We start from the raw sequence: 23,488 nt of genomic DNA, 5'->3' as shown, positions 1-23,488 counted from the left end.
ATCACGGCCTTGCGGCTCCCTTGCGTTGCTCGACCAAGGACTTTCGTCCGTACCGGACTCCAGGTGGGCGTCCATCGAAACTCGCCCTAGCGGCTTGCACAACCCGCAAGCCACCGCGGAACTCGAACAGCCGATGGCCGAAAGCCCCCACTTCGCCTGCGCTACTCAGCGTGATGGAATGGGATTTATCTCGCCAAACTCACAGCGTAACAATTTGAACCATTCAAAAAACAGATTGGTTTGTTAAGAGCATTAATGGTGGCACTCACTAGGTGTTCGGGGTCCCCATCTGCCGCGCCGAGTAGCGCAGGCAAAATAAGGAGAAAGGGAGCGACTGTTCGAATCCCGCAGTAGCTCACGTTGTGTGTGAGCTACCAGGTTGAGTTTCGTGACCGCTTATTTTGACGAGCAACGCAGGAAACAAGCGGAAGCTGGGGTGCATTTCTTTTGGTTACTTATTCTTTGGGCAAGCAAAGAAAAGTAACTCGCCATAAAGGCGAAAAGAAACCTCACCTAAACGAACAAACCTAAAAATTACCTTTTCAAACAACCCCAAAACTTACTTCTTAGCAAACGAAGGATTCGTCGCCACGTACGACTTCACACCCGATAAAATCGCATTCACCAATTTATCCTGGTAACCATCATCATTCAACCTCGACTCTTCATCCGGGTTACTGATAAACGCCGTTTCCACCAGAATGGACGGAATATCCGGTGATTTCAACACCGCAAATGCTGCTTGTTCCACATACTTCGAATGCAGGGTATTGATTTTGGCAATGCGCCCCAGCACGGCCTTACCCATGCGGATACTGTCGTGAATCGTCGCGGTTTGTGATAAATCGAGCAGCGTACGCGCTAGGTCCATGTCGCGTGTATCCAGCGAGACACCGCCAATCAAGTCCACCGCGTTTTCCTTTTTCGCCAGGTAACGCGCACCAGCACTGGTGGCGCCACGCTCAGATAACGCAAACACCGATGAGCCTTTGGCGGTGCTGTTCACAAACGAGTCGGCGTGGATGGAAATAAACAGGTCAGCTTTGGCGGCACGGGCTTTTTTCACACGGTCCCCCAAGGGCACAAAATAATCGCCATCACGGATTAAAATCGCCTGCATATTATCTTCGGCATCTATCTGCTGCTTGAGTTTGCGCGCAATCGCCAACGTGATGTTTTTTTCATGGCTGCCATTAGCGCCCCTTGCACCAGGATCTTCACCACCATGGCCGGCATCAACAGCAATGGTAATCAGCTTTTGGCCGGGCTTGGCTTGTTTCGGTTTATCAGCAACGACAGGTTTTTCTACTGGCTTTTCACTATTCGCCGTAGCGGCTGGCGCTTCACTCGCAGGCTCTTTGGCTGCCGATGGCGGGGTCGCCGGTTCAGCTGCCTTTTCTTCGCTATTGGCTGGCGGAACTTCTTGTAACTGTTTTGAGGGCGTCAACACGGGTGTCGCGACCGCAGGCTCTGCATTACCAGTTGCTGGCGCAATACTAATGGCCAGGCGTTGTTGCGAGCTGCCTGCATTCATATCAGTCACTAATGGTTTGATGTCGGATTTGATATCAAATACCAGGCGGGTAGTATGTTCAGTAAATGGTGCAATGCGGATTTTGGACAAATAAGGATGCTGCGCATCCAGTTGAAATGGCAAGGCTTTGAGTGTGGGGCTGATCGCCACTGCATCCATATCAATGACGACACGGAACGGGTTATCCAGTGTGAATACGCGGTATTTGACCTGCTGATCTAACAGCAATTCCACCTGCACCTGGCTGCCATGTTGTTGCAGGTTAGCCAGAATCACTTCGGCGGCGTGCGCCACGCCAATAAGAGAACACACGGCTGTGAGCAGCCATAACGTTAAAATCTTGCGCATTACTGGCATAGTCCTTCCAACGCCAGCGCGTGCTGACTAGTGATATGCAGCACGCGGCCGTGCGGCAAAATATCAAATCGAATCTCTATATCGGCTTGTGGCAATACTTGCTCGGCACGCTCAGGCCACTCAACCAGGCAAATACTGTCGGCATTGAAATAATCGCGGAATCCGGCAGCTTCCCACTCCTCGGGGTCCTGAAAGCGGTACAGGTCAAAATGGTAACATGCAGCGATGGCCAGATTGTATGGCTCGACAATGGTATAAGTCGGACTCTTGACCTTGCCGATGTGACCCAGCGCGTGCAAAATGCCGCGCACCAGCGTCGTCTTGCCCGCACCAAGGTCGCCATGCAGGTAAATCACCTGCCCCGGTCTCAATTGCGTTGCCAGCACTTCTGCGGCATGCACAGTCGCTGCTTCGTCTTTTAAAATCTGTGTAGAATACGTTTCTGTCATGTCACATCAATCACATCCCGTCCCCATTCAATTGCCTGATGATCAAGCCGCCGCACAGATGGCAGCGACTATCAAAGGCTGGGCGCGAGAATTGGGGTTTGGCAGCATCGGCATCACCGATACTGACTTATCTGCCGCTGAGCCCGAGTTTTTAAACTGGCTGGACAAACAATACCACGGCGACATGGATTATATGGCAAAACATGGCACCAAGCGAAGCCGTCCGGCAGAATTGGTGCCAGGCACGCTGCGGGTGATCTCGATCAACCTGAATTATTTGCCTGAAAACGCAGCTGACGGCTGGCAGGTGCTGGAGAATCCAGACAAAGCTTATGTTGCCCGCTACGCCATGGGCCGTGATTACCATAAGGTGATGCGGCAAAAATTGCAGCAACTGTGTACGCGCATCACCGAGACTTATGGCAGTTTTGAATACCGTGTGTTTGCTGACAGCGCGCCGGTACTCGAAGTGGCATTGGCCACCAAGGCTGGCGTTGGCTGGCGTGGAAAACATACTTTGTTGCTCAACCGACAACAGGGTTCATGGTTCTTTCTGGGCGAAATTTATACCAACCTGCCCTTGCCCATCGACCCGCCAACAAGCGCGCATTGCGGCAGTTGCTCAGCCTGCATAGAGATCTGCCCTACCCGCGCCATTGTGGCGCCTTATGAGCTGGACGCCAGGCGCTGCATTTCTTACCTCACCATTGAATACCAGGGCAGCATTCCACTGGAACTACGGCCACTGATTGGCAACCGCGTTTATGGCTGTGATGACTGCCAGCTGATTTGCCCATGGAACAAATTTGCCGTGAAGAGCCAGGAAAGTGATTTTGCCGTCAGACATGGGTTGGACAGTAGTGATTTGGTCGATTGCTTTGCCTGGACAGAAAGCGAATTTCAAGCGCGCATGGCGGGTAGCGCCATTTACCGTATCGGCTATACACAATGGCTGCGCAATATCGCTATCGGGCTGGGCAATGCGACGAGTTCTTCAGCCGTCGTTGCCGCCTTAGAGACACGGCAAGACGATAGCAATGCACTTATCAGGGAGCATGTTGCCTGGGCATTGGCACAACACCAGAAAAAAGCGGGTTAAACCGCCAATAGTGTTGTCGCCAGCAATGCAGCACCCAGCATGCCCGCAACGTCGCCCGAGCGCGTAGTATGTATCTGGATTTTACCGCGCAGCACTGGAATCAAGTCGTGTTCCAAGCGTTGCTGAAATGCGGCTGACATCAATGACCAGGCAGCCACCACACCACCACCGATCAGCACACTTTCCACATCGACCACTTTCAGCACGCTGGCCAGCATTTGCGCCAGTTTACTGCCAGCATCAGCATAGACTACCTGGGCATGACTATCGCCTTGATCAGCAGCCACAGCAATCGCCTGGGCAGTCAGTGTCTGGCCAGTGAGGTCAGCATAGGCTTGGCTGATACCTGTGGCAGAAGCATATTGCTCAACGCAGCCCTGATTACCGCAACCACATAAACGCCCCTCTGGCACGACAATAATATGGCCCGCTTCTAACGCATAACCATGATGCCCGGCCCACACTTTGCCATTCACCACCAATCCGGCGCCCACACCTGTACCCAGGCCGATGTAAAGCAGACCCCCCGCTGGTTGGCCTAATTGGCCATACTCGCCATAGGCAGCCGCATTAGCGTCGTTTTCAACGCGGACTTTGATCCCCAGCAAGTCAGTCAGGTCATGGCCAAGATTGACATCCCGTAACCCTGGCAAATTGGGCGATTGCGCCAGTATGCCGGTTTGCGGGTTAATAAACCCGGGAAAACCGATGCCTATGGATTGAATGGCTGGATATTTGTTTAGCAAGGGGCGAATGGCATCTGCCGTCACCTGCAAAATGGTTTGCCAGGCTTGCGCTGGCGGATATTGTTTGCAAATGGCAGAGTAATTGGCCTGGAAGCGTGTCTCTTCAACCAGCACCAGGTCAGAAAATACGCCCAGGCGTAAATTCGTCCCGCCTACATCCAAGCCCAAACGATACACAGCACTTGCTTCAGGCATGCACGCGGTCACTTTCTTCTACTAATTGTCTGAAAGAGTGTAGTTTATCATCGCTTAACTGTGCCCATTGCATGCGCCAGGCCCAATTGCCCTCTATGGTGCCCGGCGTATTCATACGTGACTGGCTGTCTAGTGCCAGAATATCCTGCATGGGCACAATAGCCAGGTTAGCTACACTATTAAATGTGAGTTGTATCAGCGCTGTTGGCATGTCAGGCTGTTCTTGATTTAAATGCTGACTTAAATAGTGATGCAAGTGGTTGCGTACATGTTCTGGCGCAGCCTGATACCAGCCTAACGTGGTGTCGTTATCGTGAGTGCCGGTATAAGCAACACTATTTTCTTCGATATTCTCTGGCAAATAGGGATTATCCTCATCGCCACCAAAAGCAAATTGCAAAATTTTCATACCAGGCAACTCAAACGCATGTCGTAAAGCATCGACTTCGTCAGTAATGATGCCCAGGTCTTCAGCCACCAGGCTAAGTTGTGGAAAGGTCTCGGTAATGGCTTGCAACAACGCATGCCCAGGTGCTTCCTGCCAGGTACCATTGATGGCAGTAGGTTCCAGTGCAGGAATCTCCCAGGCGGCCTGCAAACCGCGAAAATGGTCAATTCGCAATATATCAAACAATTGCGCCTGGGTATCAATACGCCCCAACCACCAGGCAAAGCCATCATCCTGCATCACCTGCCAGTCATAGTGTGGGTTACCCCAGCGCTGGCCGGTTTCAGAGAAGTAATCAGGCGGCACGCCAGCCACCACCGTCATATTGAGTTCGGCATCCAATTTAAACCACTCAGGATGTGCCCAGACATCGACACTGTCGTAGGCGACAAAAATCGGGATATCGCCAAATAATTTAATACCGCGCTGGTTGGCATACAGTTTAAGTTGCGCCCATTGCTGAAAAAACACGTATTGCGTAAATTTAATCAGTGTCAGTTGCTCCTGATGTGCGGCAGTAAAGGCCTGCAGGGCCAGCACATCATGCAATCTGTAAGCCTCCGGCCATTGCTGCCAGCTTTGCTGCGCATGCTGCTCGCGCAAGCTCAAAAATAAGGCAAAGTCTTCCAGCCAGTAATGTTGTGTCTGACAAAACCGGGCAAAACCCGACCAGGTAAGGCCGCGACCGTCCGCTTTAGACGGCGCGCTGCCAGACTGCACACGTAACATGATTTTAGCGATTAACGCGGGTAATGGCAGCTCAGCCTCTTCAGGCTGGCACCAGCCCTCTTGCAGCAACTGCCTGGGACTGATCATGCCGGTATGCCCGGCATGCGCCGACACGCTTTGGTAAGGCGACTGGTCACCGTGTGGCTGGTTGACTGGCAAGGTTTGCCAGATGGCCACGCCCATTTCCACCAGTTTATCGACGAAACGATAGGCATCCGGCCCAAGATTGCCTTCAGGTAATGAAGTGATGTGCAGCAACACACCTGCTTGTCTAGCTTGTGTCATGAGATTGGCATTCAGAAAAAATAAAATCGGTCAGGATTGCCCGCGACGCATGGTGCCGGCATTTTCGGCGTCACCGCCGCCCAGGCTAATGGGCTGAGACAAATGCGCTGGCGGCGTCAGGCCCAGTAACTGATAGAGGTTGCTCAAATTGCGGCGGTATAATTGGTCAAAACTTTGCACGCTTTGCGCATTGTTGTAGTCGCCAAACCACCAGAACCAGTCAGAGCCTTCACACAAGGCCAATTGTTGCTGGCATTTCTGTTTGGCAGTCGCAGATAACTCATGCACATGCTGGTCATATTGCCGTTTGGCTTCACACAGCAAATCCCAGGCACGGTTTTTCGCCGGTTCGCCGATCCAGGTGCTAAAGGTGCCATAAACCCAGCTACCGGCACAAATATCATTCAACAACTTGGGCTCCGGCAGTTGCTTGGCTTGCTGCATGGCCAGCACATCACTAAACGTGGTCATCTGGATATCAGCATGCGTCGCCAGGGCGTGATATAGCTCCTGCAAAAAGTAAAAACCGTTGTATGGGTAATACTCCCAGGCATTTTCGCCATCCAGAATCACACTGACCACCGGCGTTTCATCTTCGCTGTGGGCAAGAATGTGCTCCAGCGACTGCACAAAATCATGTACCGCTTCGCTGGCATATTGCTTGGAGTACTCAAAACCGATTTTGTCAGACAGGTGATCGTCGCGGAAAAAGCAGACGATATCTTGCTGGCCATTGGTGATTTTGTATGGCTGATAGAGGTAATCTTGCGGCTGCTCATGCGGCAGGCCCAATTTGCGCAAACTGTTGGCCAGCACACCCTGCCCGGTCGCGGCCCAAGCGACACCTTGTTCGGCTAATAGCGACAATGCCGCATGCGAAACAGCGCCTTCGGCGGGCCACATGCCAAGCGCCTTTTGGTGAAAGATCTTTTCATGATAGTGCTGGGCGGCCTCTACATGGGCAATGGCCCGTGTATACCCATCAGGATAATTCGCCGAATGTGGCAAAGGCGCTTCTGGCATGGCATCGCGTGTGCTCTTCAAATCGATGAGCAAGGGTAAAATCGGGTGGTAGTAAGGCGTGGTAGACATCTCGATCTGCCCTTTTGCCAACAAAGCCTGGTAGCGCGGCAAAATGCCCTGTAAGGTTTCGCTGATCACACCCAGCAATGCCTGGCGGTCTTTGAGCGTAAACAGCAGACCCTTTTGCATGAGTGCCTGCACGGTTTTGTTTTTGCGCCGCAACCCCTCGCCCGTCCACGCCAGGTGGTACCAGACCAGCAAATCCGCTTTATATTGCGCTGAGAGGTAATGAAACTGCCCGTTTTGCATGATGGGCGCTACCAGTTCGTACAATTTCAGCAGGCGCTGGTAATGCGGAAACGGGCTCAGCATCTTTTCATGATGCGCCTTGAAGCAACTGTCTACAATGAGCTGGCATTCGGCATCGGTAATATTGTCCAGATCCGGGTTCGCCAGCAAGCGCAACAAGGGGTCACGCCATTCACCTGTGCGCGACTGGTCAGCGTAATCCTGTAACTGCTCAACCAGAATCGGCACAAAATTGAAACTCACCCTGGCCGCCGTATTCTGTTCCAGGTGATAGGCCATATCGCTATAGTCTTTGAGTGCGTGCAGGTAGGTCCACGGCAGTACATACTCGCCGGTGACCAGGTCGCGATAGTCAGGTTGATGCATGTGCCAATACAGATTCAACAGCAATTTTTTATCGGACATCCCTCAACCTCTTTTCCATCGTTACCTCATCTCAATTGATATTACTTCACACGGTACAAATCCTGTCCTAGCATGTCTGGCGTTACCAGGACAATGCCTTTTTCAGACACATAAAAACGCTTTCTGTCACGCTCAAGATCCACGCCAATATGCATACCGGCCGGAATCTCGCAACCGCGGTCAATCACGGCATTACGCATGACCACGCCTTCATTGATCTTGACTTTTGGTAGTACGACCGCACCATCCAGATCGGAATAATCAGCGACATGCACGCCTGAAAATAATACCGAGTTAGAGACACATGAGCCGCTGATCAGGCAACCGCCAGACACCAGTGAATCCGTTGCTTTACCAGTACGTCCTTCGTCTTTAAACACAAACTTGGCCGGTGGCAATTGCTCCTGATAAGTCCAGATCGGCCAGTCGCTGTCATACAGGTTCAGCTCCGGAATCACTTTGGTCAGCTCCATATTGGCTTCCCAGTAAGCATCGATCGTACCGACATCGCGCCAGTAATAATTATCGCTTTGCGCCCCCACACAACTATCGACAAAGCGGTGTGCCTGCACTTTATATTTCTTGATGATATAGGGAATAATATCCTGGCCGAAATCGTGGTTGGACTTACGGTCGTAAGCATCCCGGATCAACTGTTCATAGAGAAATTTGGCGTTAAACACATAAATACCCATGCTCGCAAACGCCACCTCAGGGTTATTGGGCGTCGGCTTGGGATGCGCCGGTTTTTCATCAAACGCCACCACCCTGTCGGTACTATCTACCTCCAGCACGCCAAAGCCTTTGGCGTCTTCCAGTGGCACATTAATGCAGGCAATCGTCATATCTGCATTGCTGCGTGCATGCGTGGCCAGCATTTTGCCGTAGTCCATTTTATAAATGTGGTCGCCAGCCAGCACCAGAATGTATTCGCCACCATTTTCGCGCAACAAGTCGATATTTTGGTATACGGCATCTGCCGTACCTTTGTACCACTCTTCGCCTAAGCGCTGCTGTGCCGGGATGATGTTGACGTACTCGTTAAACTCGCCACGCAAGAAGCCCCAGCCACGCTGCACGTGCTGAATCAGGCTCTGCGCCTTGTATTGTGTGGCGACATTAATGCGGCGGATGCCGGAGTTAATGCAATTAGATAGCGGGAAATCGATAATACGGAACTTGCCGCCAAACTGCACTGCCGGCTTCGCTCGCCAATCAGTCAGGTTTTTCAATCGGCTACCACGGCCACCGGCCAAGATAATCGCGACGGTATTTTTTGTCAGGTTACTGATAAAGCGGTCAGAAGGACGTTCTTGCCGCCGGTTGCTTTTACGACGTTCGATAAACTCTGCTGCTTGAGACATGATGCTGTTCCTGTTTTTCTGATCCTGAAAATCAGCCCGAAGTCATGCGCAGCGATGTGCGTTCCGGTAGAGACGACACAACGCTTGGTAACCGCAGGTCCGACACCCACAGTCTGCATGATAATTCGGGTAAAGACAACGATATTTTCAGCGATAAATGACGTAAATCTTAACTTTTTTTGATAGGATTGAGGCTAGTCAAATGGACATTGCTAGCATGACAGTCAAACCTTCAGCCACTCCCCATCCCGACACCTTGCATCTGCAACGTATTTTAGACGCGACACATCACAACCCTTTTGAATACTTGGGTGTACATGCAGATAGCCAGCAAGGCCCATGGCATGTACGTGTTTTTCTGCCGAATGCCGACAAGGTTTGGGTGAAGGCCGATGATGCCTGGCAAGCCATGACACTCAACCATCCGCAAGGCCTGTTTCTTTACAAGTCAAACACAGCTGTCAATACGCCGGTTGCACTCAAAATACAATTGCATAAGCAGGCATCCAGCTATGAAACGTTCGACACCTACAGCTTAGGCAGCACCCTGTCAGCAGACGACTTGCATCTGTTTGCCGAAGGCAAATTATTTGAGGCCTACAACACACTTGGCGCCATCCCCATGACGGTCAATGCTGTGCCTGGCGTCAGGTTCGCCGTATGGGCCCCGAATGCTGAGCGTGTCAGCGTCGTTGGCAGTTTTAACCAGTGGGATGGCCGCGTACATGCCATGCGCGTACTCGGTAGCAGTGGCGTGTGGGAATTATTTATTCCACACTTGACCGAGCACGATTTATATAAATTTGAAATCCGCAATCGCGAACACGGCCATGTCATGGTCAAGGCCGACCCGTATGGCAAGGCCTTTGAAGCCAGGCCAGGCACCGCCAACCGTATCTGCGAGAGCCACTACACCTGGCAAGATGACAGTTGGCAGCAACAACGCCAGCAACGTGACTGGTTACATGCGCCTTTTAACTGCTATGAGGTACATCTGGGCAGCTGGCAGCGCGACCACAATGGCCACTTTTTAAGCTATCGCGCCATGGCAGATGCGCTGATTCCGCATTTAACTGACATGGGTTACACCCACATTGAATTATTGCCCATTGCCGAGCATCCGCTCAATGAGTCGTGGGGCTATCAAGTCACGGGATACTTTGCCCCCACCCAACGCTATGGCAACCCGGATGATTTGAAATATTTTATTGATCGCTGTCACGCGGCTAATATCGGCGTCATCCTTGATTGGGTGCCAGGGCACTTCCCCAAGGATGACTGGGCACTGGCGCGTTTTGATGGCACGGCCCTGTATGAGCATGCCGACCCCAGGCTGGGCGAGCATATGGACTGGGGCACCTATATCTTCAATTATGGCCGCAATGAAGTGCGCTGCTTTTTGCTCAGCAACGCCTACTATTGGCTAAAAGAGTTCCATGTTGACGGCTTCCGCGTGGACGCAGTCGCCTCCATGCTCTATCTCGACTACTCACGCAAAGACGGCGAGTGGTTGCCAAATGCTTATGGCGGCCGCGAAAACCTTGATGTGATTGAATTTCTGAAGCAACTCAACGTCATGGTTGGTGAACGTTTTCCAGGTGTACTCACCATTGCTGAAGAGTCGACTGCCTGGCCGGCAGTATCCCGCCCGGTGTATGCAGGCGGCCTCGGATTCAGCATGAAATGGAATATGGGCTGGATGAACGACATCTTGACCTATATGCAACTGGATCCGGTATACCGCCAATATCATCACAATCGCCTGACTTTTGGGCAGATGTATGCTTACTCCGAGAACTTTGTGCTGCCGTTCTCGCATGATGAAGTGGTGCATGGCAAAAAGTCCTTACTGGAGAAAATGCCAGGGGATGCCTGGCAAAAATTCTCTAATTTACGGCTGTTACAAACCATGCAAATGACCATGCCTGGCAAGAAATTGAACTTTATGGGTAACGAATTTGGTCAAAGTCGCGAGTGGAGCGTCAACCAGAGCCTGGATTGGCATTTGCTCGAAGCATCGACCCCTGACCATGCCTTGCATAGAGGCATACAGGCATTAAACCGCGACCTGAACGCACTTTATCGCCAGCATCCTGCCCTGCATGCGCATGATTTTGACGCGCAAGGCTTTCAGTGGATAGATTGCGAGGATGCTACCCAGTCAATATTGAGCTACATCAGACGCGGCAATGACCATAGTTTTGTTATAATAGTGTTAAATTTCACACCAGTACCGCGCCATCAATATCGTTTGGGCGTACCACAATCGGGTTACTATCAGGAAGTGTTAAACAGTGATGCCGCTTGTTATGGTGGCAGCAATTTTGGTAATGGTCACGGCTGTCAAAGCGACCCCGTTCCATGGATGGAACATCCGGCCTCTATCAGCCTTAACTTGCCGCCGCTGGCTGGTGTCATACTTCAGTTACAATAGCTGGTTAAACTGGCTAAAAATGCAAGCTTGCAGTACAGATTTTGGCAGCGCAGACTGAATGTTTGCGCGCCCTATAAAATTAATTGACTTGAAAACGATAGCAACAACATAACATGGCAAAACTAACCACACACCCGAGCTGGCACGCGCTGAACCAGCATCAAATTGAAATGCGCGATATTCAAATGCGCGACCTGTTCAAACAAAATCCAAAACGCTTTGAAGAGTTCAGCTTAACCGTCGAAGATATCCTGCTCGACTACTCGAAACACCGTATCACCAAAGAAACGCTGGCACAACTATTCCAGTTGGCCCGTGACTCCAATATCGAGCAATGGCGCAGCCGCATGTTCAGCGGTGAAAAAATCAACATTACTGAAAACCGTGCCGTCTTGCACACGGCCCTGCGCAACCGCAGCAACACGCCTGTATTGGTCGATGGCAAAGATGTGATGCCTGACGTCAATGCCGTGCTGGCACAAATGCGCAGCTTCACCGAGCAAGTGCGCGGCGGTCAATGGACAGGTTATACCGGCAAACGTATCACTGACGTGGTGAATATCGGTATTGGCGGCTCCGACCTCGGCCCGGTCATGGCCTGCGATGCATTGAAGCCTTATGCCAGCCCGGACTTGAAAGCACATTTTGTCTCCAACATTGATGGCGCGCACCTGATGCGTGTGCTGGAGAACTGCAATCCTGAGACCACGCTATTTATTGTGGCGTCTAAAACCTTTACTACCCAGGAGACCATGACGAATGCACATTCTGCACGTCGCTGGTTCCTCAATGCAGCCAAACAAGACCAACACGTGGCCAAGCACTTTGTGGCGCTGTCTACCAACGCGACCGCGGTGCAAGCCTTCGGCATCGATACCAACAACATGTTCGCTTTCTGGGACTGGGTTGGCGGTCGCTATTCCCTGTGGTCTGCGATTGGTTTATCCATTGCGCTGTATGTCGGCATGGACAACTTTGAACAGTTACTGGCTGGTGGCCACGCCATGGACCAGCACTTCCAGACTGCACCGCTGGAACAAAACATGCCAGTCATCATGGCCCTGCTAGGTGTCTGGTATAACAACTTTTTCCACGTCGATACACACGCTATCCTGCCTTACGACCAGGGTATGTCACGCTTTGCAGCTTACCTGCAACAGGCAGACATGGAAAGTAATGGCAAATTCATTTGCCGTGATGGCAGCCGTGTCAGCTACAAAACCGGCCCGGTCATCTGGGGCGAAGCAGGTACTAATGGCCAGCACGCGTTTTACCAGTTGATCCACCAAGGTACGCAAATGGTGCCAGCGGACTTTTTGATGCCAGCTAACAGCCATTACAAAATTGGCAGCCCGGATGACCAGCACCACAAGATTTTGCTGGCTAACTTCCTGGCACAAACCCAGGCACTGATGTTGGGCAAAACGCGTGAAGAAGCTCGCGCCGAGTTGGAAAAACAAGGCTTGAGTGGCGAAGCGCTGGAAGATCTGCTGCCTCACAAAATATTCGAAGGTAACCGCCCAACGACGTCCATCGTGTTCAAGCAATTAACGCCTTACACTTTAGGTAAGCTGATCGCGCTGTATGAACACAAAATCTTCGTACAAGGCATCATCTGGGACATTAACAGCTATGACCAGTGGGGCGTGGAATACGGCAAACAAATTGCCAGCCAGATCCTGCCACAGTTGACCACACCGGATGCGGTGACCAGCTTTGACAGTTCAACCAATGGCTTAATCAATTACGCGAAGAAAATATCCTAGTAAATTGATTCAAAAATAAAAAAGGCCTCTTTTAGAGGCCTTTTTTATTGCTTGTTAACAATCAAACCAACTGATTTTTAATCGCATAATGCGTGATATCCGCATTGTGTTTCAGTTGCATTTTTTCCAGCAAGCGCGCGCGATACATGCTGACAGTCTTCACCGACAAGGCCAGCTTATCTGCAATTTCACTCACCGAATTCCCTGAAGCAATCAGGCGCATGACCTGGAACTCGCGGTCAGACAAGGCTTCATGCGGCGCCACGGCATGGTCATTCCCCACCTGCTCCGCCAGGATTTCTGCCACGTTGGGCGTAATGTATTTTTTGCCTTTAGCCAGCGTGTGAATCGCGGTCAGCAATTCCTCAGAAGCCGTATGCTTGCACAAATACCCCGAAGCACCGGAGCGTATCGAACGCACGGCATATTGCTCTTCCATATACATGGACAACATAAGAATATTCAGCGCGGCATTTTCACGTTTAATCAGCTTCAGCGCCTCGATGCCCGTTTTATCCGGCAAAGAGATATCGAGCAACATGACATCAGCCGCGAGCTCACGGACACATTTAATCGCCTGCGCCACATTTTCTGCCTCACCAACGACCTCAATATCGCCACTGGCGATCAATATCTGCTTGATCCCAGAACGTAAAATAGCATGGTCATCCACAATAATGACTTTAATTTTTTGTATATCCACCCTGATCCCTCTAATTCGCTCGCGCGGCTGTCATGTCATGCATGATCTAATTGATTGTAAATCGGATACGTACTTCTGTCACGAAGCAACCGCGACCAATGGCGCGCGTACATGGATGCAGGTACCTGGCCCACTGGCAGAAGCATCGATATGGCATTCACCACCCAATGCCGCCGCCCGCTCCTGCATACCGCGCAGGCCGAACGAATTGGGTTTGATTTTATCCGCAGGTGCAATGCCAATGCCGTTATCAACAATACGCATCAACAGCACACCCTCTTCCAGTGACAACTCGACGAATACCTGATCTGCCTGCGCGTATTTGGCGATATTGGAAAGGGCCTCCTGGCAAATGCGGAACAAGGCCATGGACTGATCGGCATCACATTCCAGGTCATGACAGTTAGTGACAAACTTCGCTGTCACGCCCAGCTGTTTTTTAAACTGGCTGACTTGCCATTCCAGCGCATCCACCAGGCCCAGATCCAGAATATTCGGACGCAAATTGCCAGAGATTCTATGCACGGCATCAAAGGTCTGATTGATAATGGCCTGTAACATGGTGGCCTGCTCCAGGTTCACGGGCAAGCCGCCTTCAATCTGCTGGATAATGGTAGACAGCCCCAGCTTCATCGCCGTCAGGTTACCGCCCAGATCATCATGAATCTCGCGCGCAATACTGACGCGCTCTTGCTCCTTCACCTGGTGAATGTGCGCCGTAAGCGCCTGTAAATCACGTCGGGCCTGTTCAATTTCATGTTTTTCATGTTTGCTCTGGCTAATATTCAGCATAATGCCGTCCCACTGCACGGCACCATGGCCTAAATCCTGCACGGTGGCACGAATATTGACCCACTTCATGTCCTGCCAGTCGGCAATCCAGATTTTGCCTTCCCAATCCAGCCGTTTATGCTGCCTGGCAGACTTTTGCAGGTTATGCCTGAATTGACTGGCTGAATGCTCTTCCATCGCATTAAACAGCGTTTGCGCGTCTTTTAACAACGCCGCTGCAGGGATGCCCAGCAAGGCCTCACAGCCCTCACTCAAGTATGTAAAGACCACTTGCGCATCGGCAGTCATATGCATTTGGAACACCAAGCCGGGGATGCTGGACACAATCGCAGAAAATCTGCGCTCGCTTTCATGCAAAGCATCTTTAACACTATCGGCAGGTGAATTGACGCCAGCAGAGCTGACGGCAGCAGAATGGATGGCAGGAGTGGACACTTGGCACCTCGCTTAAGATGCCGATTAGCATATCATGCCCGCGCCAGGCTGGGTATGTCTGTCATGACTGGCATATCCCGCCAGTCATGAGGTTCGTTAAGAATTTGCTTGCAGGTCGATTTCCGTCATGACGCGATTCTTACCGCGTTTTTTAGCCAGGTACATGGCCTGGTCGGCGCGCGCCAGAATCGAATTAACGTCATCTTCAGTTTTAAATAAGGCCACACCCGCACTAAAGGTAATCAGCAACTTCTGATTATTACCAAGGAAATATTCTTTGGTGAGCGCACGCTGCAAGCGGCTCATCGTCACGACGGCCTCCTCCAGGTTGGTATTCGGCAAGATCACAACAAACTCTTCCCCGCCCATCCTGGTCACGATATCGGTCGGCCTGACGGCGCGCTTGACTACACCCGCCAGATGTTTGAGTGCAGAGTCCCCTGCCGCATGCCCATGCTGGTCATTCAGCATTTTAAAGTTATCAATATCCAGTAAAGCAATGCTCAGCAATTCTCCACTGCGGCGATAGCGGGCAATTTCAGTACTAAACGCCTCATCCATACCGCGGCGGTTGAGCACACCTGTCAGCTGGTCGATACGGACAACCTCACTCAACTGTTGTAATTCTTCCTGCAGTTTCTCCATGCGTTGCTGGGTATCGGTCGCCACCCGTTGCTGGTTCAGCAAATCATCACGCGAACGCATGATATCCGTCTGCATCACAGAAGTATCTCGCATCAAGTGATTAACCAGCTCATTGATTTTAATCAGGTCATCGGTCTGCGAGAGCTCCTGGGCATAATTTTCAATTTTGCCGCTATAGAGTTCACTCGCTTCGCCCATGTATTTCAGCTTGTCAATAAAAGTACTGATCAAGGTTTTAAACGAGTTTCTGGCTTCCACCAGGCTATGTTTTACCAGGCCTTGCTTGTAGACCACCTCTTTCAGGCTTTTTTCTGCCTGCTTAAGCTTGGCTCGATCGAGCGGGCCGCTGATAATTGATTGCACGGCATAGACCTGGCCGCTCAACCAGCTATCCTCCGCCACCAGTTCACCAATATTGGATAACAGCAAATGCAGCAAATCAATAATGTCTCCACGCACATCATCCTCTTTGGCACCAATCACTTCCACGCGCATCAACAAGGCTTTGAGTGATTTGGCCAGCGCCTCCCACTCTTTAACCTTTTTAGCGCGTTCGGTGCTTTCCTGCAATGCGACCGCCTCTGTTTGCAAGTCAGGATAGCCCTCCAGGCGCGGGATCAACCCGAGCTGCAAGGTTTGTTTGAGCAAGGTTTGCAAGATGGTAAATGCACCATGAAACTGCTGCACATCACTCGGCAACCCCTCAGTGCTGGCAGGCTCAACCGCAGCTAAGGGTGCCGCAGTCTCTGTGCCATCCGTTAAAGGAATGCCGTCACCACCTGCATCAGACGGCAGCCAGTGATTCGCCATACCAATCAGTTTGTCAGACAGTGACTCGTCGTTACCAAAGTTGATCAGCACGCGCTCCAGCGTTTCGCGCTTTCTGGCGATATCAACCCCGCTACGCTTGTCGTCCCAGGCTTGCAGCAGTGTGCGTATGGCTTTGGGCCATTTGGTCGAATGACTTAATTGTTGCTGCATGGACTCAGTAAGCAACTCACCCAACCCTTGCCAGTTATCTTGTTTGAGCAGTTTTTCCCAACGGTTGATCCAATTGGTCTGCTCCAGGGAATCATGCGGCAGTTGTTTAAGCGCTTTGCGCAATGCGCCAACGGCATCTTCTTTCACCGGCTTGCCGGCAACCTCAAAATAAATTTGAGTGTAATTGTCCGGGGTCGGCTCTACGCGGCGAACGGCCATTTGCTTAATGGTTTCGCGGGCAATTTCCGACGCGGTCATGGAGGGTCCGTTGGCTGCCATAGTCTTAAGTCACATCCTTGAATCACATCATAAATGAATGAAAAATATGCCTCATTATGCAGTGAAAAATCGGGGCGTTATGCCACTATAAGAAGGTAGATTATTGGTCATTTCCACTGCTTGAAAAAGCAGCGCATGTCATGGTCAATTTAAAAAGAAGCTTATGCCAAATAGTTTTTGCGTTACAATAGCAGCCGCGGGCCTCCCCGCATTGTAAGGTAGCCAACCTGGTCAGGTGCGGAAGCAAGCAGCCACAACTATCAAGCAAGTGCCGGGGGTTGGGCTCGCCCCTTCCCATATTGCCCTTTGATTGACCTACACCAGACACGCATTCATTTAGCGCGCATTAATTTAGTTGGTATCGAGTCAAGCATGAGCAGGCAATTTAAGCTAAAGTACGGGTTTGCCTTATAGCATTTAATCAGTAGAGTGCGCGATGTCTTACCAAGTATTGGCGCGTAAATGGCGCCCAAAATCCTTTAGTAGTCTGGTCGGACAAGACCATGTGGTTCAGGCCTTAAGCAACGCCCTGAGCCAGCAACGTCTGCACCATGCCTATTTATTTACCGGCACGCGAGGTGTCGGTAAAACCACGCTGTCACGTATCCTGGCCAAATCCCTCAACTGTGTGACTGGTATCACGGCCACCCCCTGTGGTGAGTGCGAAGCCTGCCGTGCTATTGATATTGGCCGCTATGTCGACTACGTGGAGATGGATGCGGCGTCTAACCGCGGTATTGCCGACATGGTCAGCCTGCTCGAACAGGCGATTTATGCGCCCTCTTCCGGCCGCTTCAAAGTCTATATGATCGATGAAGTGCATATGCTGACCAAGGAAGCGTTTAATGCCATGCTGAAAACGCTGGAAGAGCCACCTGCCCACGTCAAATTTATCCTGGCGACCACTGATCCGCAAAAAGTACCGGTCACTATCCTATCGCGCTGTTTGCAGTTTAACTTGCGCCAAATGGCCAGCAGCACGATCACCGCACATTTGCAGGATATTCTCGGCCAGGAGCAACTGCCGTTTGAACCACCAGCATTGCAACTGATTGCACGCGCCGCCAATGGCAGTATGCGTGATGCCTTGTCGCTCACCGACCAGGCGATTGCTTATGGTAATCAATCTGTGCGCGAAAGTGATGTACGCAGCATGCTGGGCGCAATTGACCAAAGCTATTTATACGAACTGCTACGCGCGCTGATTGCTAATGATGCGGTAAGTTTGCTTGGCATTGCCCAGCAGATGGAGTCACGCAGCATTGGCTTTGAAAGTGCATTGAATGACCTGGCGGCCTTGCTGCATTTACTCGCTGTGGCGCAATACAGCCCGCAAGCCATCGCCGATGATCACCCGGAACGCCAGACACTGCTAGACCTGGCCTCACAGCTCACTGCGGAAATGCTGCAACTGTATTACCAGATTTGTATTCTGGGCCACCGTGACATTGGCCTGGCACCTGACGCTTATGCCGGCTTTACCATGACCTTGCTGCGGCTGCTGGCGTTTAAAGCAGACGCCATGACACCATCAGCCGCACCCGCCACTGGCGGCAGCGCGCCCACAGAAGGCACGCCTCGTGGCAATGCAGGCGGTGGCGCCCGTGCAGCACTGGCACAAAGCCGCCAGATGAGTGCGGCAAGTGAGCCTACTCAAACAGTTGCACCGCCAGTCACGCCCGCTACACCGAATATGGCAGCGTCTGCGTTAAAAGCAGAAACGTTTACAGCTCCGGTACCCGCTGCAGCGCCAGAAGCTATGACGACGCATGTAGCAGACATGCCTGAGCAAGCGATACCTGATATCGAACAGATTCCACAACAAGCCTTTTCACAACCGGTAGTCACTCAGAGTGACTCAGCCTCACTCGCATGGGATGGCAACTGGCGTGCGCTGGTTGAAAACCACCTGAGCAAGTTGGGGCTGGTGCGTGCACTGGCGCAGAACTGCGAACTGGTGAGCTACGATGCAGACAATATGACCTTGCGTATCGGTGAAGCCCATAAACATCTGGCCAGTGCCAATTACCTGGAAAAACTTAACAGTGCCTTAAGCAGCCATTTTGGCCGCCGCCTGAAGTTGAATATTGTCACTGGGCAAGAAGCGAATACGCCTGCCAGGCAATTAGCCGTTGAGCGTGCCGAATTGCAGGATCAAGCCACAGAAGCCATTATGGCTGACCGCTTTGTGCAAGGCCTGATGCAGGAAATGGGCGCGACTATCGTGCCAAACTCAATAAAACCCTTACATTAACCACAACACTTTAGGAGCAGACAATGATGAAAGGTGGCATGGGCAACATGATGAAGCAGGCCCAGATGATGCAGGCCAATATGCAGAAAGCACAAGCCGAACTCGCAAACACTGAAGTCGAAGGTATCGCCAGTAACGGCATGGTCAAAATCACCATGACCTGTAGTAATGATGTCAAACGCGTGCAAATCGATGACGCCGCGATGGACGACAAAGAAACACTGGAAGACCTGATTCTCATCGCACTCAAAGATGCCAGAACCAAGGCCGAAGCAACCAGCACAGCCAAAATGGGCAACGTGATGCCCGCTGGCTTCAAACTGCCGTTCTAAACGCAGGAAACCCCGCTTGAACAATCCCGCCGTACTTGAACAGCTGATTGGCGCCCTGCGCTGCTTGCCGGGCGTCGGCCCCAAGTCGTCTACGCGCATGGCCTATCACCTGTTGCAGCGGGATAGAGAAGGCGCACAGAAACTGGCGGCCAGTTTGCAGCAAGCCTTGGACAAACTGGCGCATTGCGATTACTGCAACAACTTTAGCGAACATAGTGTATGTAGCCTGTGCCAGGATAGCAGCCGCGACAAGTCCATTTTATGCGTGGTGGAAATGCCTACCGATCTCATGATGCTGGAAAATACGCGCAGCTATCAGGGCCAGTATTTTGTATTAATGGGCAAACTGTCTCCCATGGATGGCATAGGCCCTAAAGATATTCACCTCGACACTCTGCTCAAGCGCGCACAGGACAGCGCGATTCACGAAGTGATCGTCGCTACCAACTTCACCTCCGAGGGCGAAGCCACTGCCCACTACATTGGCCAGATGCTCAAATCACGCGGCATCCGCGTTAGCCGTATCGCGCGCGGCTTGCCGATGGGTGGTGAAATTGAGTATGTCGACAGTGGCACCTTATCCACGGCTTTGCTGGAACGTAAGTCAGTCACTTAAACAACTCACCCAGCCGTTTCCATCCCAAGCAACAGCGCTTCATCTGCACACGGCCTAATACGCGTGCGCTTTCCGCACCAATTTGATGCAGACAATTAGATTGTTTCGTGGCTTTTATGCCCGCTCTTCACGCAAATAAACTCCATCCCCTGTCGTTATAGTAGTGATGCGACCTGTCATAGAACCAGCACAGTATTTGTCTGACTCTGTGAGGTCTAGCCATAAGCAAGCCTGCACCCAACTTCTCACAAGCAAAGTGATTTTTCATGGAACTATTTCTGCATATTTTCGATGCCAACAGTCATGCCAACATGGAAAGCCCGCGCTTTTCAGGGCAGAATCAAACATCGTTGCGTTATCACACTGAAGCTGAACTATTGCAGATATTAGATCAGATGATCGCCGAGGAATCCGCGCATACGCTTAAGGACACCTGGGTGCTGGTTTCTGAGGACAACCAGCCTATCGGCCCGATGCAAGCGTTACAGGCCACCATGCCGTTTAATACCTTTTACGCACGGCACAAATATCCGTGGTTATTGTCTGAGCTTGAGCCGCATGTGCAAATGCATTACCAGCCGATTGTCGACTTTGGCCAAGGCGGCAAAGTATTCGGCTTTGAAGCGTTGTGCCGCCTTAAAACACCAGAAGGCAAGTGGCTCAACGGCATGGAAGCATTTGCATTGGCCGCCGAGGTCAAGCGCACCCACGAGTTAGACCTGGCTTGCCAGCGTCTGGCCCTGATTGGTAAGTCACAATCCATTTCTGCGGAAAAACCCATTTTTATTAATGTGTTGCCACAAACCATTATGAGTCCTGGCTGGCTCGATTTCATCTTACAAATTCTGCTACAGCAAAACATTGATAAACGTGATGTCGTCATAGAAATTGTCGAAAGCGAGAAAACCAACCCTGAGGTACTGGCACGCTACTGCGATGAAATTCGCATGCATGGCCTGCGCATTGCCCTGGACGATATGGGCTCAGGCTTTAACGGGCTGCGTATCCTGGCAGAAGTCCGCGCTGATTTCATTAAAATAGACCGTGCAATTGTGCATGAAGCACAAGGTAGCCGGGTGAGAACCGTGCTGCTGGAAGCGATTATTTCCATGGCTCAACGTTTGGGCTGCACCATTATTGCAGAAGGCCTGGAGCGCGTAGAAGATATTACCTACTGCCAGGATTTAGGCCTGCATTACGCACAAGGGCATTATTTTGCCCATCCGCAAAGCATCCCCAGCGACCAGGTAGCCGCGCTGCCTGCACGTGACGAATCGCATCGCTCGCACGTGCCGGATGACTTTCACATTGGCGAGTTCATTAGTCACGGCCTGACCATTGATGTCAGCAACTCGATTGCCGAAGCCAGAAGCTTATTTAATATCCATATTGATGTCGCTATCGCCGTCGTTCTCGATGGGAAAACGCCCCTTGGCGTATTGCGACGTGGCAAGGTATTCTCCAAAAAAGTCACCGGACTAGGCGCATGCTGCGACCCTCTGCCTAAGGTGATTAATCACCTCATCCCCTCTTCTGTGCTTGCGCGACTGTTTTATCTCGATCGCGCCAATACTGATATATGGATTACGGTGAACGAAGAAGGTGCCTATGTCGGCATTCTGCAACCCATGGAAATCATGGCCCAGTTGATCAGCCGTAAAGCCTCCACCGGCAATCTACACCCGCTGAGCCACCTCACTACCGGGCCGACCTTAAGACAGACCCTGGACAATAGCTTGCGTAACAACCCCAATACGCAGTTAGTGTATATCGACCTGGATCACTTTAAGGCTTACAACGATCGCTACGGTTTCATCCGCGGCGATGCCATGATCCGATTATTGTCTGAAATCATCCGCCAGGAATTTCAAGACAAAACCGGCGTCATGGTCGGCCATATTGGCGGCGATGATTTTGTACTGATTTACGATCACAATGCCCCGACACTCACCGATATCCTGCTGCACATTATTAGCCAGTTCCAGGCCTTAGCGGTTCACCTGTACGATGCCAGTGACCTTGAGCGTGGATTTTTCACGACCGAAGATGGTAAAGACCACCCTGTCGCCAGCGTGTCTATCGCGGTGGTGAATGGCAAACAAGGCTTGCTGGAGAATAGCGTCATGGCTGCCGAGCGAGCGGCCGTGCTGAAGAAAATCGGCAAAGCCAATCTTGGCAGTATCGTGGTGGTAGAAGATACGCCGCCACAAACCATTTTGCCTAAAAAAGAGTTTTACTCTGACTGGCAACAGAGAGCCCTATCCGCCCTGCAATCGCTATTGAAAATCCAACGCTCAACAGGTTCACATGATCTGGATAGCTGCTTTGCTGAATTCCCTTATTTTGAAGTGATATTTGAGCTCGAACCAAATGGCGTGCAACGTTACGCCAACTGGATCAACCCAAATATGTATGGAAAAATCAAGGCAGGTGGTGCTGGCATAGACAGAAGCCAGCAAGCCTACTACCAGAGAGTGGCTGAGTCACATGCGCCTTACATTTCCACCATTTACCTGTCTACGGCGACTGAAGACTTTTGCCTCACCGTCTCATTGCCTATTATCAATGAACAAGGCACGCTGGAAAGCATCCTGGTCGCGGATATTAATATTGCGGCCATGGCTGTGCTGAGTAGCGCACGCAAGTAAGGTGCAGATCATCGATTATAAATACGCGAGCAAATCCTGAGGCTGCTGGATGCAGCCATCGGCACCCCACGCCTGTGGATTGTCAGTGCTTGCCAAATAGCCAAACAAGGCTACCAGCGTCTTCATACCAGCCGCCTGGCCAGCTTGTATATCACGCTCGGCATCACCAATATACAACACGGTTTGCGGATCTATATTCATACGCTCGCAGGCCAGCAGCAGGGTTTGTGGTGAGGGTTTGGGTTGTGGCGCATCATCGCCACTGATCACGGCCCCGGCACGGACATCTAACCCCATGTGGGCCACCATCGGCATGGTAAAACGGCGTGGTTTATTGGTGACGATGCCCCAACGCAAGCCGCGTTGCTCAATCGCCTGCAAGGCCTCGGCCATGCCGTCAAACAATACAGGTTGACGCGTCATCACTTGCGTATACAAGTCCAGATATTCCGTACGCATGGCTTCAAAATGAGCATCGGTAGGCAACAAGCCAAACCCTATTTCCAGCAGCCCACGTGAGCCATGTGATGCATACGGGCGGATGGTCGTCTCTGGCAAAAATGCCAGGCCATGACGCTCCCGTTGCAAATTAAGGGCATAGCCTAAATCGGGGGCGGTATCGACCAGCGTCCCGTCTAAATCAAACAATACAGCTTGCAT

General features: G+C 51.5%; 17 protein-coding genes and 1 other RNA gene. 8 read left to right on the top strand and 10 right to left on the bottom strand.

Annotation, left to right across the window (positions count from 1 at the left end; genetic code table 11):
• Positions 1–559: 559 nt before the first annotated feature.
• Together OH31_RS06030 and tsaE are read right to left on the bottom strand one after the other, a co-directional pair.
• Positions 560–1,882, bottom strand: a complete 1,323-nt coding sequence (locus OH31_RS06030) for an N-acetylmuramoyl-L-alanine amidase (protein ID WP_024930026.1) — start codon at positions 1,880–1,882, stop codon at positions 560–562.
• Complete coding sequence (gene tsaE, locus OH31_RS06025) at positions 1,882–2,340, bottom strand: tRNA (adenosine(37)-N6)-threonylcarbamoyltransferase complex ATPase subunit type 1 TsaE (protein WP_024930025.1); 459 nt, start codon at positions 2,338–2,340, stop codon at positions 1,882–1,884. The genes OH31_RS06030 and tsaE overlap by 1 nt, the downstream gene beginning before the upstream one ends.
• Here tsaE and queG point away from each other — a divergent pair.
• Positions 2,339–3,439, top strand: a complete 1,101-nt coding sequence (queG, locus tag OH31_RS06020; protein ID WP_024930024.1) for a tRNA epoxyqueuosine(34) reductase QueG — start codon at positions 2,339–2,341, stop codon at positions 3,437–3,439. The genes tsaE and queG overlap by 2 nt on opposite strands.
• Here the strand turns inward: queG and OH31_RS06015 are convergent.
• From OH31_RS06015 to glgC, 4 genes are read right to left on the bottom strand one after another with little or no spacing between them, the layout of a single operon-like run.
• On the bottom strand, positions 3,436–4,380 hold the full coding sequence (locus OH31_RS06015; protein WP_024930023.1) for an ROK family protein: 945 nt from the start codon (positions 4,378–4,380) through the stop codon (positions 3,436–3,438). The two genes, queG and OH31_RS06015, sit on opposite strands and share 4 nt — an antisense overlap.
• The gene (malQ, locus tag OH31_RS14375) at positions 4,373–5,842 is read right to left on the bottom strand and encodes a 4-alpha-glucanotransferase (RefSeq protein ID WP_036298682.1); all 1,470 of its coding nucleotides are present in this window, start codon (positions 5,840–5,842) and stop codon (positions 4,373–4,375) included. Before malQ ends, OH31_RS06015 begins: the two co-directional genes overlap by 8 nt.
• Before the next feature lie 30 nt (positions 5,843–5,872).
• Positions 5,873–7,579, bottom strand: coding sequence for a glycoside hydrolase family 57 protein (locus OH31_RS06005; RefSeq protein WP_024930022.1), 1,707 nt, complete (start codon positions 7,577–7,579; stop codon positions 5,873–5,875).
• A gap of 41 nt (positions 7,580–7,620) precedes the next feature.
• Positions 7,621–8,943, bottom strand: a complete 1,323-nt coding sequence (glgC, locus tag OH31_RS06000; RefSeq protein WP_019882173.1) for a glucose-1-phosphate adenylyltransferase — start codon at positions 8,941–8,943, stop codon at positions 7,621–7,623.
• A 217-nt stretch (positions 8,944–9,160) separates the two neighbouring features.
• On the opposite strand from glgC, the gene glgB reads away from it, so the two are divergent.
• Both glgB and pgi read left to right on the top strand, forming a co-directional pair.
• Positions 9,161–11,377 carry a 1,4-alpha-glucan branching protein GlgB gene (gene glgB / locus OH31_RS05995; RefSeq protein WP_201768561.1) on the top strand — a complete coding sequence of 739 codons (2,217 nt, stop codon included), beginning with the start codon at positions 9,161–9,163 and terminating at the stop codon, positions 11,375–11,377.
• Positions 11,378–11,490: 113 nt separating this feature from the next.
• On the top strand, positions 11,491–13,143 hold the full coding sequence (pgi, locus tag OH31_RS05990; RefSeq protein ID WP_024930020.1) for a glucose-6-phosphate isomerase: 1,653 nt from the start codon (positions 11,491–11,493) through the stop codon (positions 13,141–13,143).
• A 61-nt stretch (positions 13,144–13,204) separates the two neighbouring features.
• On the opposite strand, the gene OH31_RS05985 is transcribed toward pgi, so the two are convergent.
• From OH31_RS05985 to OH31_RS05975, 3 genes are all read right to left on the bottom strand, one after another.
• The gene (locus tag OH31_RS05985) at positions 13,205–13,846 is read right to left on the bottom strand and encodes a response regulator transcription factor (RefSeq protein ID WP_024930019.1); all 642 of its coding nucleotides are present in this window, start codon (positions 13,844–13,846) and stop codon (positions 13,205–13,207) included.
• 78 nt (positions 13,847–13,924) lie between these two features.
• On the bottom strand, positions 13,925–15,073 hold the full coding sequence (locus tag OH31_RS05980; RefSeq protein ID WP_024930018.1) for a sensor histidine kinase: 1,149 nt from the start codon (positions 15,071–15,073) through the stop codon (positions 13,925–13,927).
• A gap of 96 nt (positions 15,074–15,169) precedes the next feature.
• Entirely contained in the window at positions 15,170–16,978 is a 1,809-nt protein-coding gene (locus OH31_RS05975) for a GGDEF domain-containing protein (RefSeq protein WP_242402214.1), read from the bottom strand.
• A gap of 195 nt (positions 16,979–17,173) precedes the next feature.
• Between OH31_RS05975 and ffs the strand changes: the two genes are divergently transcribed.
• The 5 genes from ffs (at position 17,174) to OH31_RS05955 (ending at position 22,828) form a co-directional block, all read left to right on the top strand.
• Positions 17,174–17,270, top strand: an RNA gene (gene ffs / locus OH31_RS14730) — signal recognition particle sRNA small type.
• 144 nt (positions 17,271–17,414) lie between these two features.
• Positions 17,415–19,232, top strand: a complete 1,818-nt coding sequence (gene dnaX / locus OH31_RS05970) for a DNA polymerase III subunit gamma/tau (RefSeq protein WP_024930016.1) — start codon at positions 17,415–17,417, stop codon at positions 19,230–19,232.
• Positions 19,233–19,255: 23 nt separating this feature from the next.
• Positions 19,256–19,564, top strand: a complete 309-nt coding sequence (locus OH31_RS05965) for a YbaB/EbfC family nucleoid-associated protein (protein WP_019882166.1) — start codon at positions 19,256–19,258, stop codon at positions 19,562–19,564.
• Positions 19,565–19,580: 16 nt separating this feature from the next.
• The gene (gene recR / locus OH31_RS05960) at positions 19,581–20,180 is read left to right on the top strand and encodes a recombination mediator RecR (protein ID WP_019882165.1); all 600 of its coding nucleotides are present in this window, start codon (positions 19,581–19,583) and stop codon (positions 20,178–20,180) included.
• A 266-nt stretch (positions 20,181–20,446) separates the two neighbouring features.
• On the top strand, positions 20,447–22,828 hold the full coding sequence (locus OH31_RS05955) for an EAL domain-containing protein (protein WP_024930015.1): 2,382 nt from the start codon (positions 20,447–20,449) through the stop codon (positions 22,826–22,828).
• 15 nt (positions 22,829–22,843) lie between these two features.
• Here the strand turns inward: OH31_RS05955 and OH31_RS05950 are convergent, their stop codons facing one another.
• On the bottom strand, positions 22,844–23,488 hold the full coding sequence (locus tag OH31_RS05950) for an HAD family hydrolase (protein WP_024930014.1): 645 nt from the start codon (positions 23,486–23,488) through the stop codon (positions 22,844–22,846).

The organism is Methylophilus sp. OH31, from assembly GCF_000576615.1.
GTDB lineage: Bacteria > Pseudomonadota > Gammaproteobacteria > Burkholderiales > Methylophilaceae > Methylophilus.
This window is presented reverse-complemented; position numbering and strand designations above follow the sequence as displayed.